This window comes from Parascardovia denticolens DSM 10105 = JCM 12538, assembly GCF_001042675.1.
In the GTDB taxonomy this organism is placed as follows: domain Bacteria; phylum Actinomycetota; class Actinomycetes; order Actinomycetales; family Bifidobacteriaceae; genus Scardovia; species Scardovia denticolens.
Window position 1 is genome coordinate 55,546 of the sequence record NZ_AP012333.1, and the last position, 17,923, is coordinate 73,468.

Annotated in this window: 14 protein-coding genes; 11 read left to right on the top strand and 3 right to left on the bottom strand. The window is 59.9% G+C overall.

Features of this window, described 5'->3' with window-relative positions:
• The first annotated feature begins 69 nt into the window (after positions 1–69).
• Positions 70–1,260, top strand: coding sequence for a signal recognition particle-docking protein FtsY (gene ftsY / locus PSDT_RS00250; protein ID WP_006288411.1), 1,191 nt, complete (start codon positions 70–72; stop codon positions 1,258–1,260).
• 1 nt (position 1,261) lies between these two features.
• On the opposite strand, the gene PSDT_RS00255 is transcribed toward ftsY, so the two are convergent.
• Complete coding sequence (locus PSDT_RS00255; protein ID WP_006290823.1) at positions 1,262–2,623, bottom strand: MATE family efflux transporter; 1,362 nt, start codon at positions 2,621–2,623, stop codon at positions 1,262–1,264.
• 243 nt (positions 2,624–2,866) lie between these two features.
• Here PSDT_RS00255 and PSDT_RS00260 point away from each other — a divergent pair, with 243 nt between their 5' ends.
• Positions 2,867–4,417 (top strand): threonine/serine exporter family protein, encoded by a 1,551-nt coding sequence (locus tag PSDT_RS00260; RefSeq protein WP_006288409.1) that lies wholly within the window; start codon positions 2,867–2,869, stop codon positions 4,415–4,417.
• 54 nt (positions 4,418–4,471) lie between these two features.
• Here the strand turns inward: PSDT_RS00260 and PSDT_RS00265 are convergent, their stop codons facing one another.
• Positions 4,472–4,858, bottom strand: coding sequence for a DUF3073 domain-containing protein (locus tag PSDT_RS00265; RefSeq protein WP_006288408.1), 387 nt, complete (start codon positions 4,856–4,858; stop codon positions 4,472–4,474).
• Positions 4,859–5,096: 238 nt separating this feature from the next.
• Between PSDT_RS00265 and trpS the strand changes: the two genes are divergently transcribed.
• The 9 genes from trpS to pgl all read left to right on the top strand — a co-directional run bounded on the left by trpS (position 5,097) and on the right by pgl (position 16,920).
• Positions 5,097–6,203, top strand: a complete 1,107-nt coding sequence (gene trpS / locus PSDT_RS00270) for a tryptophan--tRNA ligase (protein WP_006288407.1) — start codon at positions 5,097–5,099, stop codon at positions 6,201–6,203.
• Between the two features lie 17 nt (positions 6,204–6,220).
• Positions 6,221–7,174, top strand: a complete 954-nt coding sequence (locus PSDT_RS00275) for a TatD family hydrolase (protein WP_006288406.1) — start codon at positions 6,221–6,223, stop codon at positions 7,172–7,174.
• A 373-nt stretch (positions 7,175–7,547) separates the two neighbouring features.
• Positions 7,548–10,001: a KUP/HAK/KT family potassium transporter gene (locus tag PSDT_RS00280; protein WP_455565825.1), complete on the top strand. Its 2,454-nt coding sequence runs from the start codon at positions 7,548–7,550 to the stop codon at positions 9,999–10,001.
• 110 nt (positions 10,002–10,111) lie between these two features.
• Positions 10,112–11,596 carry an NADP-dependent phosphogluconate dehydrogenase gene (gndA, locus tag PSDT_RS00285; RefSeq protein WP_006290820.1) on the top strand — a complete coding sequence of 495 codons (1,485 nt, stop codon included), beginning with the start codon at positions 10,112–10,114 and terminating at the stop codon, positions 11,594–11,596.
• A gap of 295 nt (positions 11,597–11,891) precedes the next feature.
• Positions 11,892–12,230, top strand: coding sequence for a hypothetical protein (locus PSDT_RS00290; RefSeq protein WP_006288403.1), 339 nt, complete (start codon positions 11,892–11,894; stop codon positions 12,228–12,230).
• A 48-nt stretch (positions 12,231–12,278) separates the two neighbouring features.
• Positions 12,279–13,370 carry a hypothetical protein gene (locus PSDT_RS00295; RefSeq protein WP_006288402.1) on the top strand — a complete coding sequence of 364 codons (1,092 nt, stop codon included), beginning with the start codon at positions 12,279–12,281 and terminating at the stop codon, positions 13,368–13,370.
• On the top strand, positions 13,297–14,460 hold the full coding sequence (locus PSDT_RS00300; RefSeq protein ID WP_171820995.1) for a YdgH/BhsA/McbA family protein: 1,164 nt from the start codon (positions 13,297–13,299) through the stop codon (positions 14,458–14,460). The genes PSDT_RS00295 and PSDT_RS00300 overlap by 74 nt, the downstream gene beginning before the upstream one ends.
• Before the next feature lie 721 nt (positions 14,461–15,181).
• On the top strand, positions 15,182–15,943 hold the full coding sequence (locus tag PSDT_RS00310) for a Pr6Pr family membrane protein (protein ID WP_223293504.1): 762 nt from the start codon (positions 15,182–15,184) through the stop codon (positions 15,941–15,943).
• Positions 15,944–16,011: 68 nt separating this feature from the next.
• Complete coding sequence (gene pgl, locus PSDT_RS00315; protein ID WP_006288399.1) at positions 16,012–16,920, top strand: 6-phosphogluconolactonase; 909 nt, start codon at positions 16,012–16,014, stop codon at positions 16,918–16,920.
• Here pgl and PSDT_RS00320 read toward each other — a convergent pair.
• Entirely contained in the window at positions 16,917–17,870 is a 954-nt protein-coding gene (locus tag PSDT_RS00320) for an SDR family oxidoreductase (protein WP_006290813.1), read from the bottom strand. The two genes, pgl and PSDT_RS00320, sit on opposite strands and share 4 nt — an antisense overlap.
• Between the last annotated feature and the right edge of the window lie 53 nt (positions 17,871–17,923).

The following is a 17,923-nucleotide window of genomic DNA, read 5'->3' on the forward strand; positions in this document are numbered from 1 at the left end:
AGAGCGCAAGAGCCGTCGAAATCAGCGTGCAAGAGGAAATCGCACCGTGGATAGGAAAGGGATGCGATCATGAATACAACAACCATCGTGTGGATCTGCCTGGCCGTCCTTCTCGCCCTCGTGGTGGCCGGACTCATCGTCCTGGCCGTGAAGAGGTCGGGCAAAGGCAAGAGGCAAACCCCGCCGGCCGTTTCGGCCGCTCCGGCCCCGGCTCCAGCTGGCGGTGAAGAGGGGCCCAGTCACGAGGAAGAGGCCGCTTCCGCCGAAAAAGAGAAGGCCGAGGGAGAAGCGGTGGCCCCGGCCGCAGCCACCGAGACCCCGGAAGCCCCCCAATCCCGCCTGGTCCGGCTGCGTGCCAAGCTGGCCCGGTCTTCCAACCCCTTCGGCAAGGCCCTCTTCTCCATCCTTTCCCAAGACAACCTGAACGAATCCGACTGGGAGGATGTGGAAGACACCCTCCTTCTGGTTGATGTGGGGGCCGAGGCCAGCGAACGCCTGGTCTCCCAGCTGCGGACCGATGCCCGCGTCCAGGGGAGCAAGGACCCTCAGGCCGTGCACGACATGCTCCGGGCCAAGCTTCTGGATCTGGTCGACCCCGGCATGGACCGGTCTTTGGCAGCCGAGCGGCCGGAATCAGTCGGCAAGACCTCGGCCATCATCATGGTGGGGGTCAACGGGTCCGGCAAGACCACCACGTCGGGCAAACTGGCTCGGCTCTTCGTGGCCGAAGGCAAATCCGTGGTCTTGGGGGCCGCCGATACCTTCCGTGCCGCCGCGGCCGACCAGCTGGAGACCTGGGGCAGCCGGGTGGGCGTCCCCGTCGTCAGGTCCGACAAGGAGGGGGCCGACCCAGCCTCCGTCGCCTTCGAAGCGGCTCAAAAGGCCCAGGAAGCCAAGGCTGACGTGCTCATCATCGATACGGCCGGCCGCCTGCAGAACAAGGCCAACCTGATGGACGAACTGGGCAAAATCCGTCGGGTGACGGAAAAGACCTTGCCCGTGGATGAGGTCCTCCTGGTCCTGGACGCCACCACCGGTCAGAACGGAATGGAACAGGCCCGGGTCTTCGCCGAGGCTATCGGCATCACCGGCGTGGTCCTGACCAAGCTGGACGGGTCCGCCCGCGGCGGCATCGTCATCTCCGTCCAACAGGCTCTGGGCGTGCCGGTCAAACTGGTAGGCCTGGGCGAAGGCCCTGATGACCTGGCCCCCTTCGATCCCGAATCCTTCGTGGACGGCATCATCGGTGACGAGGACTGACCTACTCCTGACTTTCCAGGGCGGCGCGGATCCAGGTGTCCGTGGTCGCCCTTTTTCCGTTGGCCACGGCCCTCAGACCCATGAGGACGATGTTGAAGGTCAGCCATAAGGCGGCCACTTTGATTCCGGCCGAATCCACCCGCCAGAAGGATAGGGCCCGGGCCAGGGCGATCAAGGCCACGACATGGGCTCCGGCCGCAGCGGCGCAGGCCCCGGCCAGATAGGTGAAATCTCCGGCCCCGATCAGGATCCCGTCCAAAGCCCACATCCACCCTTGCAGGGGAAAGAAGAAGGCGACGATGATCATGGATAGGGAAATCAAGGCTTGCACCGGAGCCTGAGGCGAAAACAGGCCGGCCCCCCAGAGGCCCAGGCAGGCGAAAACCAGCCCGACCGCCAGGCCTGAAAGCGCCCCCGACCGTGCGATGAGCTTCGTCAGGAACCTGGTCTCGCCCACGTCTTTCGCCCCTAAAGCGGTGCCGACCAGGGCCTGACCGGCGATGGCCACCGAATCCAGCGTATTAAGGGCGAAATTCCAGGCGGAATTGACCGCCTGATAGGAAGCCAAAACCTGGGTGCCCATGGAAGCGGCGGCCACCACCGTCGCCACCATGGCCATGCGCAGGGCCAGGGTGCGGGCGAAAAGGGGGAGGCCTTGAAAAGCGTTCCGGGCCAGGCCTTGGCGGGAGGGGAGGAGGCTGACCTGCTGGGACCTGGCCTTGAGGAAGGCCGGGATGGCCAGGACCAGGCTCATGGCCCACTGGGCCAGACAGGTGGCCAGTCCCGAACCCAGAATCCCCATATGGGCTCCGTAGATGAAGGCGAAATCCAGGATGGTGTTCAGGCCGGCGCCGAAAACGGCCGCCCACAGGGTGATGGAAGCCTCCTGCATCCCGCGGAAAATCCCGTTGACCGCATAGACCATGAGCATGCCGGGAGCCCCCAGGACCACGGCCTTGGTATAAAGCACCGCTTGGCCCAGGGCCTCCCCTTTGGCCCCGATCGCGGAGCAGAGCGGCTGGGCGAAAAGGAAAAGCAGCAGGGAGAGGACCAGGCCGATGGCCAAAGCCAGCCAAGTGCCATCCACCCCGGACCGCAAGCCCTCCTTCTCTTTCCCGGCTCCCATGAGTTTGGCCACGTGGGCGGTGGTCGAGTAAGCCAGGAAGTTGCAGAGGCCGACGGCGGTGAGGATGATGGTGGACCCGACGGACAGGCCGGCCAAAGCGGCTGTGGAGATATGACCAACGATGGCCGTGTCGATGAGGACGAAAGCCGGTTCGGCCACCAGTTGCCCGAAAGTGGGCAAGGCCAAAGACCAGAGCTGGCGGCTGGTGGCGGCGGTGTCGAAATCCTGGCTGGTCATGAGGCTCCTTGGGGATAGGCGGGCTGTCTCCCACGATGGCACAGGCAAGGGACGGGGAAGCTCCAGGGGCCGCAGCCAGCCCTGTCAGCACCTGTCTGCCAGAAGGGCAAGAATGAAGGCGTGGCTTTTCAGGATTTTCAGAGCAAACTTCACCGGTACGAGACCAAGTATTCCCCAGAAAGCATCCATGAACGGGAGACTTTGGACAATCGCCGTTTCCATAGCCACTCCATCCCCTTGGACATGGACGATGTCCTGGAGGATCTGGACGAGCCTTTGGCCCAGGCCAATCTGGCCGCCAAAGCCAGCGTGATCGTCCGGGCCGGGGCCCTGGACCTGTCGTCGGGGACGGGGAGCTTCCGGGTGCGGGAGATGATGGACCGGATCGCCACCTCTTTGGGGATTTACGTCCGTTCCGATGTGAACCTGACTGATATCGAGGCATCCTGCTCCGATGGGGCCAACCGGGTCACCGAGGTAGTGGACCTGCCGACCGTGGGCGTGAACACCGAGCGGATCTGGCTCATGGAGCATTTCACTGACTGGCTTTGCGTCAATTTGGGCCGGGGCGGCTCCTACCATCGGGACACCCACCCGTCCAGCCAGGTGATCGGCTCCCTGCCTAATGAGAAAAAGTCAGCCGTCGCCCCCTTCCCCGACGTCATCGGGGATGCGGACGGCCAAACGCTCCCTTCCCCGCCCGAGGCCGCGGGCCAGACCGATGCCATAGGCCAGGCTGGGTCTGCAGGTCAGACCGGCGCCGGCTCGGCCTCGGGGGTGACCGTCCGACAGGCGCATGAACGCCTGGACGCCATCGAATACCGGCACAAGCTGTACAAGATCGGCATGCAGGTCTTGGCCGCGGCCGTCTCCTGCGCCTCCTTCACCTTCCTTTTGGGGGGAGGCCTCATCGACATGATCGCCGCCTTCGTCGGCGCCGGCTGCGGCCAGTTCATCCGCTCCAAATTCCTGGGCAAACACACCAACCAGTTCTTCGTGACCGCCGTCGCCGTGGTGGTGGCGGCTTTCTTATCCATCGGCACCCTGTGGGCGATCGGCTTCGCCTATCCTCCCGCCCGCCTGCACGACACGGCCTACATCGGGGCCATCCTTTTCGTTGTCCCAGGCTTCCCCCTGATCACGGGCGGCCTTGACATCGCCAAACTCGACATCTCCTCCGGCATCCAGAGAATCGTCTACTTCCTGGCCATCATCATGGCGGCGACTCTGGCCGCCTGGGCTGTGGCCGACATCGTCCACCTGAAGCCGGCCGGCTCCTTCGATACCTCCGTCATGCTTCCTTGGGTGAGGACGGCCTTAGCGAATCCCTGGATCGAGTTCTTCCTCAGGCTGCTCACGGCCTTCGGCGGGGTCTGGGGATTCTCCGTCCTCTTCAACTCCCCCCAACGCATGGCCTGCGTGGCCGCCCTGATAGGGGCCGTGGCGGACACTTTCCGCCTGGAGATCATCGATTTCTGGAACGTCCCCATCGAGGCCGCCGCCTTCTTTGGCGCCTTGCTGGCCGGCCTCCTGGCCAGCCTGTGGCGCATAGCCGTCCGGCATGGGAAAATCAAGGCCTTGCACGGCTTCCCCCGGATATGTCTGACCGTCCCTTCCATCGTGATCATGGTTCCTGGCCTCTATATGTATCAGGCCGTCTATTATCTGGGACAGTTCAATTCGGTGGACGCCCTCAATTGGATCTTCCGGTCTTTACTGGTGGTGGTCTGCCTGCCCATCGGCTTGGCGGTGGCCCGTATCCTCACCGACCGCAATTGGCGCTACGACGTCTGAGTCCGGCTCCTGGCCCAGGTCCAGGTTCGGGCTCAGCGCCTGCGGAGCCAGCGCTTACTTGGCAGGCTTGGGCTTGAGCCCGCTGGGGAAAGGCATCTTGGGGAACGGCTTATGGGGGACCGGCTTCTTCAGCGCCTGCCGGTCCGCCTTCTTGGCGGCCTCGGCCGCCCAGGCGGCGTAATCGTCCAGGTCCTCGGGCTTGTCTTCCCGCCGTCCTTTGGCCTGAAAAGCGGGCTCGAGGTCATTAAAACCGTTGGATTCCCCGGGCTCGAGAGGACTGTCCCGCCGATCGTCCGCAGGATCAGGGGAATCGTTGTCCTGGTTTTCCTCTTCCTGGGAAGCCAGCTCCCGTTCGAGCTCGTTATAGTCCGTATCCGTCTTCATATATTTGAGCTTCCGTGCCATCTTCGTTTGTTTTGCCTTCTGACGTCCGCGGCCCATAGAAGCTCCTCGCTGATCAATACGTGACTATACTTTCATCGCCAACAAGGATAGCACACCTGAGGGAAGGCGGGACGGCCGTTTCGCGGTCAAAGGGAATCCCCTCCCCCCGTCCTTTCCCTTGCTTTTCCTCATTCCCCCTGGCCTGTCCCTCCTCTATACTGAGGGATGTTCCTATGCGTAGGGTGACCAGGAAAGCCGGGATCGGCGGCGCTCGCGGCGCCAACAGGAGGATGGAATGACCAATCAGGAATCGCAACGTCTGACGGCTGCCGGCAACGAGATCAGCGCCTCTTACGAAGCCGCCAGGAAGCGGTCGGATGCCACTGTGGAAAAGCTTGACGCCCATCCGGACAAGTTCACCATGCTGACCGGGGACAGGCCCACCGGCCGTCTTCACCTGGGGCACCTTTTCGGCTCCCTGCAGGAGCGGGTCCGCCTGCAGAACTTGGGCGTGCATACCAATATCATCGTGGCCGACTATCAGGTGATCACCGACCGAGATACGACCGACCACATGGAAGACAACGTGCTCAACCTGATTCTGGACTACATGGCCGCGGGAATCGACCCCAGCAAGACCATGATTTTCACCCATTCCGCCATCCCCGCGGAGAACCAGCTCATGCTCCCCTTCCTTTCCCTAGTCACGGAAGCCGAGCTTTTACGCAACCCCACCGTCAAATCCGAAGCCGAGGCTTCCGGCCACGCCCTGACCGGGCTCTTGCTCACCTACCCCGTGCATCAGGCCTGCGACATCCTCTTCTGCAAGGCCAACGTGGTCCCCATCGGCAAGGACAATCTGCCGCATGTGGAAATCACCCGCACCATCGCCCGCCGTTTCAACGAACGGTATGCCAGGAAGAGCCCCGTTTTCGTGGAGCCCACGGCCATTTTGTCGGAAGCGTCAGAAATCCCCGGCCTGGACGGGCGCAAGATGAGCAAATCCTACGGCAATTCCATCATGTTGTCGGCCACGGTCGAAGAGACGGCCAAGCTGATCAAGAAGAGTCCAACCGATTCCGTGCGTCGCATCACCTTCGATCCGGCCAACCGTCCCCAGGTGTCCGCCTTGCTGACCACGGCTGGCCTGGTCACCGGTCGCGATCCAGCCGAGATCGCCGAAGAGATCGGCGATTCCGGGTCCGGCGCCCTCAAGAAGTATGTGACCGAGTCCGTCAACGATTTCCTGGCCCCCCACCGGCAGCGCCGGGCTGAGCTGGCTCAGGACATGGATTATGTACGGGACGTTCTGCGCGAAGGCAATCGCAAGGCCAATCAGATCGCGAACCAGACATTAGATGAAGTCCGTCAGGCCATGGGCATGGTTTATTACCAAGACTGAACGGGTGAAAGGCAAGGATGTCGAAGAAAAAGCACAGGGATCGGTCGTGGGCTCCGGCTCCGCCAGCTTTGCCTTGCCCGGTGACGGACGGCCATACTCATATCATCTCTGTGGAGGGTTTCGCGGCCGAAATGGACCGGCAGGCCCGAGAGCGGGGGATGGAGCCGGTCCCGGTTTATGATCCCGACCAGATTTTGGATCAGGCAGCGGCCGTCGGCGTCACGCGGATCATTGACGTGGGCTGCGAGCTGCCTCACCTGCAGGACGCCATCGACCTGGCCTTGGCTCATCCCGGTCAGGTCTGGGCCGGCATCGCCATCCATCCCAACGAGGCCGTTCTGCATGGGCATCGAGGGGCTGTTGGGCCGGACGGTCTGGAACTGGCGTATAAGCCTTGGCACGAGGTCCTTTTTGATGAGGCCCTGGCCCAGGTGGGAAAACTGGCGAAAGCCCATCCCCGGCAGGTGGTGGTCGTCGGCGAGACCGGCCTGGATTATTTCCGCACAGGCGAACAGGCCCGCGACTACCAACGGCAGGCCTTCCGCGACCATATAGCCCTGGCCAAAGAACTGGGCTTGCCCCTGCAGATTCATGACCGGAACGCCCATCAGGACGTGGTCGATATCCTCCTCAAAGACGGAGCCCCCCAAGGCACTGTTTTCCACTCCTACTCGGCCGGACCTGAGATCGCCGCTCTGGCCAAGGAGAAGGGTTGGTATCTGAGCTTTTCCGGCACCGTTTCCTATAAGGGCAATGACTCCATCCGCCAGGCTTTGAGAACGATTGACCTGGACCATGTCCTGGTGGAGACGGACGCCCCCTATTTGACCCCCATGCCTTACCGTGGCCGGACCAACGCCCCTTACCTGATCCCTTACACCCTGCAAGCCATGGGGCAGACGCTGGACCTGCCGGTCGGGATCCTGGCTTCACGGATCGAGGCCAACGTCCATCGCCTGTATGGGATCTGATCGGGATTTTCCCTACGGATCGGGCCCTTCCTCCCCTTTTTGTGTGTCTGTGGTGATAAGCTTGCACGTTGCACTGCCCATGCCCATGAGAGTGGACACGGAATAAGACTTGAATGCGAACGCGATACATAGTAATGACGAGAAAGGATCCACTGTGGCAAGTGGTGTGAACGACGAGTCAGGAAGTATGCACGAAGATCCCCATGCCGGCCTCAGACAGTTGGTCCAAGACACCAACCAGGTCGAGAAGGCAGCAGAGGAAGCGGCCGAGAAGGCAGCCGGGAACGTCGCCAAACAGGAATCCGACCAGATTGCGGACGGAGACAGGAAGAAGAAGATCTCTCCCGCTTCCAAGGAGGCAAAATCCCCGGAAGTGGCCGCCGCCTTGGACGAGACCGGGCCCATCATCCCGGCCGAACACATCGTGACCGGGCCGGAAGTCTCCAAAGAGGCCATTCCGGAAGAGGAGATCCTGGAAAGGCGGAAGGCCAAAGAGGAAGCGGCCAAATCCGCTCAAAAGAAGAAGAACACGGCCCGTACCCCCTTGGGTCGGTGGTGGCAGAAGATCCAATCCTCCCCCGACAAAGTGTCTTTGGGCATGTGCATCGTCACCATGGGCGTGGTCTATGGGGACATCGGCACTTCCCCCCTCTACATGGCCCAATCGTTCGTGTCCGGCCAGGGAGGGCTCAAGCATGTGGACGCCGTCTCCGTCTACGGCCTCCTGTCTTTGGTCTTCTGGTCGGTGACCCTGATCACCACCGTCAAATACGTCCTCATCGCCATGCGGATCGATAACCGCGGGGAAGGCGGCATCTTCGCCCTGTACTCCATGGTCAAGCGTTTCGCCAAATGGTTATGGATTCCGGCCATGGTCGGCGGGGCGGCCTTCCTGGCCGATTCCGTCCTGACCCCGGCCGTCTCCATCTCCTCGGCCGTTGAAGGTCTCAGGTCCCTTTCGGCCATATCCGGCATCTTCGAGGAAAGCCCCAACCTGACCTTGGTCATCACCGTGGTCATCATCGTCATCCTCTTCGCCTTCCAATCCAAGGGAACGGAACGCATCGGCCGCGTCTTCGGCATGGTGGTGGCCCTCTGGTTCACCTTCATGGCCGTGGTCGGGGTCATCGCCATCGGCAAGGACTGGTCCATCTTCCAGGCTCTGAATCCCTGGTATGGCTTGAAATTCCTCATGAACTTGGATGGCAATAACCGCGCCGGCGTCGCCATCATGGGCACCGTCTTCCTGGCCACCACCGGCGCCGAAGCCCTCTACTCCGACATGGGCCATGTGGGCCGGGGCAACATCTACGCCACCTGGCCTTTCATCTTCCTCTGCATCGTCCTCAACTACTTCGGCCAGGGCGCCTGGATGATTCGCAATCAGAACAACCAGGCCTTGTGGAACCAGCCCAACCTCAACCCCTTCTTCCAGACCATCAATCCCAGCCTGCGGTACGTGGCCGTCATCCTATCCGTAGCCGCCGGCGTCATCGCCTCCCAGGCCCTCATCACCGGCGCCTACACCATGGTCTCCGAGGCGACCGGCCTCAACTGGATGCCCCATCTGCAAGTGCGCTATCCGGCCCGGACCCGCGGCCAGATCTACATCCCCACCATCAACTTCGTCCTTTGCGTGGCGACCCTCGCCGTCCTCCTCCTCTTCAGGGATTCGGAGCATATCACCAACGCCTACGGCCTGGCCCTGACCATCACCATGATCGCCACCGTGGTCCTCCTGATGGCTTACATCTGGTTCGCCGAGAAGAGGAAGGTGGCCGCCATCGTCTTCGGTATCATCTTCCTGGCCATCCAGATCCTCTTCTTCATCTCCTCCCTGTCCAAATTCATGACCGGCGGCTGGTTCACCATGCTTTTGACCGTGGCCATCTTCACCATCATGTACACCTGGGACACCGGGACCAAGGTGGAGCGCTCGCAAAGGCGGCACATGGCCCCGGAGGACTTCCTGCCGGCCTTGAACATCCTCCATCAGGATAAGTCGGTCCCCCTGTATTCCGACAACCTGGTCTACCTGACCTCCGATGGGGAGCTGCGCCGTCTGGATACGGACATTTTCTACTCCATCTTCGGCGACCACCCCAAGCGGGCCCATGCCTGGTGGGCTGTTTCGGTCCAGGTGACCGACGACCCTTACACCCGCGAATACTCGGTGGAGAACTTCGGCACCGGTTTCGTCTTCCGCATGCGCATGCGGCTGGGCTTCAAGGTCAACCAGAACGTGTCCGCCTACCTGCATCAGATCATGCACGAGCTGATCGATTCCGGCACCCTGCCTCCGCAGGAGACCATCTATCCCAAGGTGGACAACGATCCCAGCCTAGGGACCATCTCTTACGTCCTCATCCATAAGGCCCTCATGCCTGAATCCAAGATCGACACCAAGGGGGCCGTCTCCCTGAGGCTCAAGTACGCTATCCGCCATGTGGCCGGCAACCCGGTCAAGTGGTTCGGTCTGGCCTCCTTCAATCCCCGGATCGAAGTCCAGCCTCTGTTCGTCAAGGTCCAGGCCATTCCGCCCCTGAAACACGTGGCTTTGCGCAAGACCAAGAAGCCGATCACTTTGGAGGAGATCCTCACCCGGAAGGCCGAGAAACACAAGGCCGACACGGGCGACGTCCCTCCGGTCAGGACGGATTTGGCCAAGGTCAGCACCGAGGATTATCGTCCAGAGGCCGATGAAGACATGAAAGCCTTGGATCTGGCCAATTCCCTCAGCGGCGCCTTCAACGACGGCTTCGGGGCCCAAGGCCAGGGGACGAGCTCGGAAGGAGCCGACGACGGTTCGGAAGACAGCGAAAGCTGATTTCCCCCCTAGCTGAGCTTCCAGTCAGGCCGGTATCATGGGGCCTAGGAATCGATTGGAATTCTAGAATTCACAGAGAGGTCTGTGACCCTATATCAGGAGGTTTCCACATGTCCGATTTGACAGCAACCGCATCCGGAGGCGCCAAGGCGAACATCGGCGTCATCGGTTTGGGAGTCATGGGGGCCAGCCTGGCCCGCAACCTCGCCCACCATGACAACACGGTGGCCGTTTACAACCGTCATAGCTCCAAGACCGTCGACTTCATGAAGAGTTATGGGTCCGAAGGCGCTTTCATCCCTTCCGAGACCATGGAAGAGTTCGTTGCTTCTTTGGCCAAGCCCCGCAAGGTCATCCTCATGATCACCGCCGGCCCTGCGACCGACGCCGTGATCGATGAGTTGTTGGGGGTCATGGAGCCCGAAGACATCATCATCGACGGGGGCAACTCCTTCTATGAGGACACCATCCGCCGCGAGAAGAACGTGTCCGCCCATGGCCTGCATTTCGTCGGCTGCGGCATTTCCGGCGGCGAAGAAGGCGCCCTCAAGGGACCATCCATGATGCCCGGCGGCAGCGACTGGTCTTGGGAGTACCTCAAGCCCATTTTCGAATCCATCGCGGCCAAGGCCGAAGGGGAGCCCTGCGTCACCCACATCGGCGAGAACGGAGCCGGCCATTTCGTGAAGATGGTGCACAACGGCATCGAATACGCCGATATGCAGCTGATCGGCGAGAGCTATGACCTCATGCGCCGTGGCTTGGGCATGTCCCCGACCGAAATCGGCGACGTCTTTGATGACTGGAACAAGGGGGAGCTGGACTCCTACCTGGTGGAGATCACTTCCGAAGTCCTGCATCACACCGACGCCAAGACCGGCAAGCCTTTCGTGGACGTGGTCGTGGACCAGGCGGGCATGAAGGGGACCGGCACCTGGACCGTGCAGACCGCCCTGTCCCTGGCCGTGCCCGTGACCGGAATCGCCGAAGCCGTCTTCGCCCGCGGCCTTTCCGGGCAGACCGAGCAGCGCAAGGAGAACCTGGCCAATCCTTTGGCTGGTCCTGACGGCCGCATTGACCTCTCCGCCGCCGGCATGGATAAGGCGGCCTTCGTGGAGGCCATCCGCCAGGCCCTCTACGCTTCCAAGATAGTGGCTTATGCTCAGGGATTCGACGAGATTCAGGCCGGGGCCGAAGAGCATAACTGGCATATCGATTTGGGGGCCGTCGCCCGCATTTGGCGTGGCGGCTGCATCATCCGGGCCAAGTTCCTCAACCGCATTTCCGATGCATACGATTCCGGCCGCAAGTTCAGCTCCCTCCTCTTCGCCGACTACTTCAAATCCGCCGTGGAGGACGCCCAGGCCGCCTGGCGCAAGGTGGTAGCCGCCGCCGCTCAGGCCGGCATCCCCGTGCCAGCCTTCGCCAGTTCCTTGTCTTACTATGACGGCCTGCGGTCCGGCCGCCTGCCCGCCGCCCTGGTCCAGGGCCAGCGTGATTTCTTCGGCGCCCATACTTACAAGCGCGTGGATATGCCGGGGACCTTCCACACTTTATGGGCCAAAGAAGGTCGTCAGGAAGTCAGCAGCAACTAGGCTGGTCGGGGATTCTGGCCGGGAATTTCATATCATCTAGGGAGACCCTGCCTGCCACTTACGTATTTTTATGCTAAAGTGACATACAGGGTTTGGTACAGGTTTGACAGGACAGCTTGACAGGTTGAGAGGACGGTTCGATACGATGACTACGATGAGATACACCGCCGGTAATGGTGAGATACGCCGTCTGGCCCTGTTTTTATCGTTTTCCTCAGAGAGTGGTAATACTAGCATCACTAATTTGTCGTAGTGTTCTGACCTTCAAAACCGAGAAGAGCGGAAGGAGCAAGCAATGGTTTCGTTAAGGATTGATTCCGACTCCGTGGCGACTGTTCGCAGTTCGGTCAACCATATCGGCAACGCTGTTGCCGGTATCAGCTTTGCCGGCGTTGAGTCAGATGGTTGCGGCGATTCCAAAGTAAGGCTTGACGTATCCTATTTGACATTAGGATTCAAAGCCGCGGTCACTGGTTTTGTCGACGAGTTGCAAAGGCTGAGCACGGCCATCAGCGGGATCGAGACCCGGTCGACCTCTGTCGATTCCGCTCTCGCCGCTTACCTGGATGGCCGAAAGCTGCCGGACAAGCAGGTCCATGCCGGGAAGATGACGGGGACGCCGCTAACGGAGTAACGTTGATACAAGTAAGATGAAGATTCAAGATAAGGAGGGGGAACGCTGATGGGCTATTCCCGGACCAATGACTGGAGCCTGCTTGATTTCAGCGGCGAACCGACACCCGGCAGCACGCAAATGATTTATTATGTGGAGTCGAAGTACAAGGAGCACGCTTATACTTTGAATGGCGCCGCGAAAAGCATGAAAACCGCTTTCACTGCGACAAGCGGTCTGGCGGGGAAATACGCCTCGGCCTTGGAACAGAAGACCTCTCAGATCAGTTCCTCGTTCTCTAAAATGGCTGCCGATATGGACGCCGCCGGCAGGCAAATGGCATTATGGCATACGGCCGTCAGCGATGCTCAGATGAAAATGGGCGTGATTTATGACAGGGCCGTCGACGCCAAAAGTGAGATGGTCCGTTACGCGAACCTCATCCGCGGGACCGAAGCTCAGATCAACATGCTGAAACCTCCCTCGGACCTTCATGCTCAATTCAAGCCTCCGTTGCAGAGCAAGGGGTCAGGCATTCTTAAATCCCGGCTCGAGCGCCTCCAGGACGATTCGGCTGTTTACCGCACGAAATATCACAGTGCGCAAGATGATTTGAACGCTTTGAAGAGAAGGGCCCAGGCCGTGAAAGAGGAGTATGACCAGGCGGCCAGGAGCGTTTCCTTCCACCTGGAAGGCCTGGATTATTTCAATGCCGCGCAACGGTATGAAAAGTCCGGCATTGGCATTCAGGAAGAGATGAAAGACCTTTATCTGCTGAAAGCCGGTTACACCCCGGAACAGATCGAAAAAATCAAGAGGATCCTCACCCCACAGGAATTCGACGCTTTGGCTTCCGCCTATTTTGATGGGAGGCTTGCCAGGGAAGATCTGTATCTTGACGGCAAACCGAATGAACAGTTATGGCATGCGTTTTTCCGGCTGCCGCCGGATCTGACGAACGGCAGCCAGGCTGAAACGGCCTTGGAGGCGCTTGACGCCATGGCTGATGGCATCTATACCAACGGGAACCCTGACATCGTCAGTCTGCAGAAAATCCTGAAATGGGGGGTTCCTGCGGATCACCAACGTGCATGGGATCGCAGGATTCACCAAAAATCCCGCGGGTACATTCGATTTGGGAGTGGATGGCTATGGCTATAAGAGAAGCAGCTTTCTCGACAAGATGTTTGAAGCCTCCCAGCAGGAAATGCATAATATGGCGATGCCAATGGGGGATAAGGAACCTGCGAAAGCATGGAGATGGGGGAATCGAATGATGATCAATCAGCTGCTTTATTCCCTCCATTCGTTACAGCCAACGGTGGAGCCGAATTCGGGGAGGAAAGCCATCTGGTCCCTGAACCCGGATGGTCCCGATTTCACTGTCAACATCGCCTCACACGTTGAAGGGCAAGCCTCTGCGAGAGATAAGGGGGAGGATTCCGACTGCGCGACTGCGCGATTCCTGGCTCTCAAGTCAGATTTTTACGTTTATGACCCTCGACGTCAACAAGCTTCCCCGTCTTTATACACAGTCACTAACGTTTCCGGCAGCCCAATGGATGTCAGCGATATGCTTGCCGGTTTGAAGAAAGCGGACCAGGCTGGACAATTTAATCTGTGGACAAGCGCCGGGAAGTTCGTCATGGATAAGACTCTGGGCAAGGCGGAAGATTTGGTCCTGACGGCCGTACCGGGAGCAAGTTTCGTAAAGGATCTGATCAGGACATACTGTGACGCCGATGATCACCAGAGGCTTCAACAAGCACAAGATTATTTTGATTCACTGATGGATTTTAATGCGAGAAGCGAACTGATGAAACACGGCAATTGCGCTTGCGCCTACTCTTTCCATGGCGATTCTGGAGCGCCATACCATGGATATTACGATGATTCGAATGATTATCGTTTTGTTTACAATACAACCTATAAGCAGAACATGGATAAGGCGTTACGCGCCTATGAAGCCGATTTCACCCGTGCGCATAATGGCTCATGCCTGACTGTGAATCGGGAAAGAGTAATCAGTGAGCTGCAAGACCCCAGACGGTTCACGCCAGATATCAGGAACTTCGACAAATGGTGTAGGCGGCGTGCTGATGTGGTGTGGGCTCGGGATGGTATGGGTTCGGATGGTGTGGTGCATCACCGCGGGGATGCGGTTGATTCGTCAGATGCCCCGTCGAATTATGATTTCTATGCTCTTTGTGATGACAGGTTTGAGTCGCGTTCAGATGTGGGGAGGCGGTGATGGCTGTCAGGGGTATTTCTGACCGGTGGTGGCGTCGGCGCAGGGTTGTTTTGACGGTTTTGTTTGTTGTGGTGGCTGTGATGGTGGGTCGTGGCCTGGTGTCGGTGGTGGGGTATGTGGCTGGTGCGGGGAGGCGGTTTACGGAGCAGATGAGTTGGGCGTATGAGAAGGCTGTGCCTCAGTATACGAAAGTGGGGGAGGTTTCTTTCAAGCCTGTTCCCGCTGGTTTCGCGCGGTCGGGTGATCCGGGGCGTTGGTGGAGGGATCCGTTGAGGCCGGAGGGTGTGAGGTTGCTGTCTGGCGCTGTGGCGGCGTATAACCGTTTGCATCCGAGGTATAGGACGAGTGTCGGCCGGGTTCGTTCCTTCTATGGTCCGCAGTGGGAGTGGCGTGTCAGGGAGGATCGCGTGTTCGAGGGGAATCCTCCCCGTTTCATCGCGTGGTGTAGGCGGCGTGCTGATGTGGTGTGGGCTCGGGATGGTATGGGTTCGGATGGTGTGGTGCATCACCGCGGGGATGCGGTTGATTCGTCAGATGCCCCGTCGAATTATGATTTCTATGCTCTTTGTGATGACAGGTTTGAGTTGCGTGCCGAGCATCGGGCTGGAAAATGACTGGGAAGGGTCCCCGCTAGGCTGGAAGTCATCTCACCTGAGCGTCTTTGAAGGAATCGCTTTTCAGAGACTCTCGGCGGTATCAGGGGATTCAGGAACAACAGAGGATGAACGCAATGACTGACATGCCTGCGGAAAAAGCGGAAACGACCCGATATGACGAAATCGAAACGGCCCCGCTTGTCAAAGGAACCCGCCCGGCCTTATGGGCGAACGCCATCATCGCCTGGGGCGGGGTGCTCCTGACCAACACCCTGGCCGCCTTGGGCGAATACGAGAACATCGCCACCGGCTATGGGCTTTTTGGCTCCCATCCCTCCGTGACTTCCTCCTGGTATGGACGCCTGCTCCAGCAATTGAGTTATTTCACCATGTGGTCCAACATCATGGTGGCCGTGGTCACCCTGGTCCTGGCCATCAACCCCGCCAGGCGGACCAAATGGCGCAAAGGCATACATCTGGCGGCCCTCATCATGATCCTGGTGACCGCCATCATTTACGCGACCGTCATCTCCCCTTACGTCAGACTCAAAGGGTGGGCGGTGATTACCAATCCCTGGCAGCACATCGTGACGCCCACCGTCACCTGGCTGGTCTGGCTGATCTGGGGACCGCGGGACCTTTCCGGCTCCGGGGTCATCACCCGGTGTCTGACGGTTCCCCTCGCCTGGGTGGTCTGGATGTCCCTGTACGGCATCCTGGTCCAGGAATACCCTTACGGGTTCGTCAACGTTTTGGTCCTGGGCTGGGCCAGCGTCATCCGCAACATGCTCATCGTCCTGGCCGTCTCCTTGGTCATCTGCGCCCTGATCGTCCTGCTTGACTGGATTCTCGGGAAACTGGTCTTGCGGACCAGGAAGAGGGATTGATCCACAGACCTTTCCTGTCCCCTTGACGGGTCTCCCAGTCGTCATTTAGTCCCTATAAAATTGGGGGTATGACCGTGGAAACCAAGACCTTCGGACCTAAGACAGCTCTGATTTACCCCGACCGCGACCAGGCGATCTCCGCCATCGTGGCCGCCCTCCTCGAAAAGACCAGCCAGCTTTTAGCCAGCCAGGACAGGGTGGATATCGCTTTGACGGGAGGGACCGACGGCATCGCCATGCTGGATGTGGCCCGCGCCCTCATGGAAAGCCAAACAAATCCGGAAAGCCGGACAGACAGGACGGATGACTGCCACGCCTATGCGCAGGCCCCGGCTGGCCCTGATTCCGTGGGTCTGATCCTGGATTCCCTGGACTTCTCCCGCATCCATTTCTGGTGGGGGGACGAGCGTTTCGTCGCCGCTGACGATCAGGACCGCAACGCCCTCCAGGCCCGTGACGCCTGGTTGGATGACCTGGCCGCCCACCATGGACTGCCGGAAGGGAACATCCACGAGATGCCGGCTGATCCCCGCCCCGAACAGACGATCACCTGCGAGAAGGATGACGCCGATGCCAACCTCAAGGCCCTGGTCCCGGCCGCTTCCGCTTACCAGGACGAGCTGCTCAATCAACTGGGGGACAAGGGCCACATGGATATCGCCCTCTTCAGCATGGGGCCGGACGGCCACTTCGCCTCCCTCTTCCCCGGCTATCCCCAGATTTTCGACGATGACGACTCCCACCTGGTCCTGCCGGTCGTCGATTCCCCCAAAATGCCTCCTCTGCGGCTGACCCTGACCGCCTCCTTCATTCAAGGCAGCTCTTACGTCTGGTTCATCGTCACCGGCCAGCGCAAGGCCGAGGCGGCGGTCAGAGCCCTGCATACAGTCAATGACGAAGAAGTCCCCAGCTCTTTCGGGCAGGGGACCGAGGAGACCATGTGGTTCCTGGACAGGCAGGCCGCTTCTAAGCTCTAAGCTCCAGCGGCCAGCCAGCCGATTTCGATTCTTTCCGGTTCTTCCCTTTGTTTTTCCCGCTTGACCAGGTCCTCCAGGGAGAGGGGATCCTTTCCGGTCAAGAGCCGGATGTCAGTGCTGACATGCGCGAGCCACCCCGAGGCGATGGCTGTGTATGTCGATACCCAGGCGTCCAGCATCCAGTCGGGCGCATCATAGTCACGCCGCCGAGAAGCATACGCCTCTTCGACGGTCTGGTTCCGATAAGTCACCCGGGTGCCGGTCGAAGAGGTATAGCGTCGTGCAAAGTCCTCTAGACTCAAGGCCTCCGGTCCGGTCAGGGTATACGTTTGACCGATATGGTTCCGGGGATTCCGCATGATGGCGGTAGCGGCGGCGGCCACATCCCGTTGGGAGACGGCCGACACCTTGCCATCCCCGGCTGGGCCTGCGATGACGCCCGATGAAGCCCAGTCGATCAAGGCTTCCAGATAAAAATTATCCCGAAGGAAAGTGTAGGATATGCCGGATTCTTTGATGTATTCCTCAGTCTGATAATGGTCTCTTCCCAAAGTGAAAGCGGAGTCCCGGGAAGCCCCATCGAAAGATGTGTAAACGATCTGCCGCACGCCTGCGGCTTTGGCCGCGTTCACGAATCCGCGATGCTCATCCATCCTTGTAGCGCTTTCCCGCGCGGATACCATGAAAAGAGTGTCGATTCCGCTTAAAGCCCGCCGGGTGATCGGCGAGTCGCCGTAGACGAAAGCTTCTTTGGCCATACCGGGTAATTCAGGAATCCTGATGAGTGATGATTCCCTGGCGAGGGCGCGGAAGGGAAGGTTTTCGCGGGACAATCCCCGAGCGACCAGACCGCCGATATGCCCGGTCACGCCGGTGACGGCCAGGACCGGCTGAGCGTTCGTCCGGGATGGGGGAAGCGTTTCGGATATCGTCGATTTTCCATTCATCATAGGTTTGATCCTTTCACAGGCATGTCAGGGTTGGTTGAGATCCGCGGGGAGGA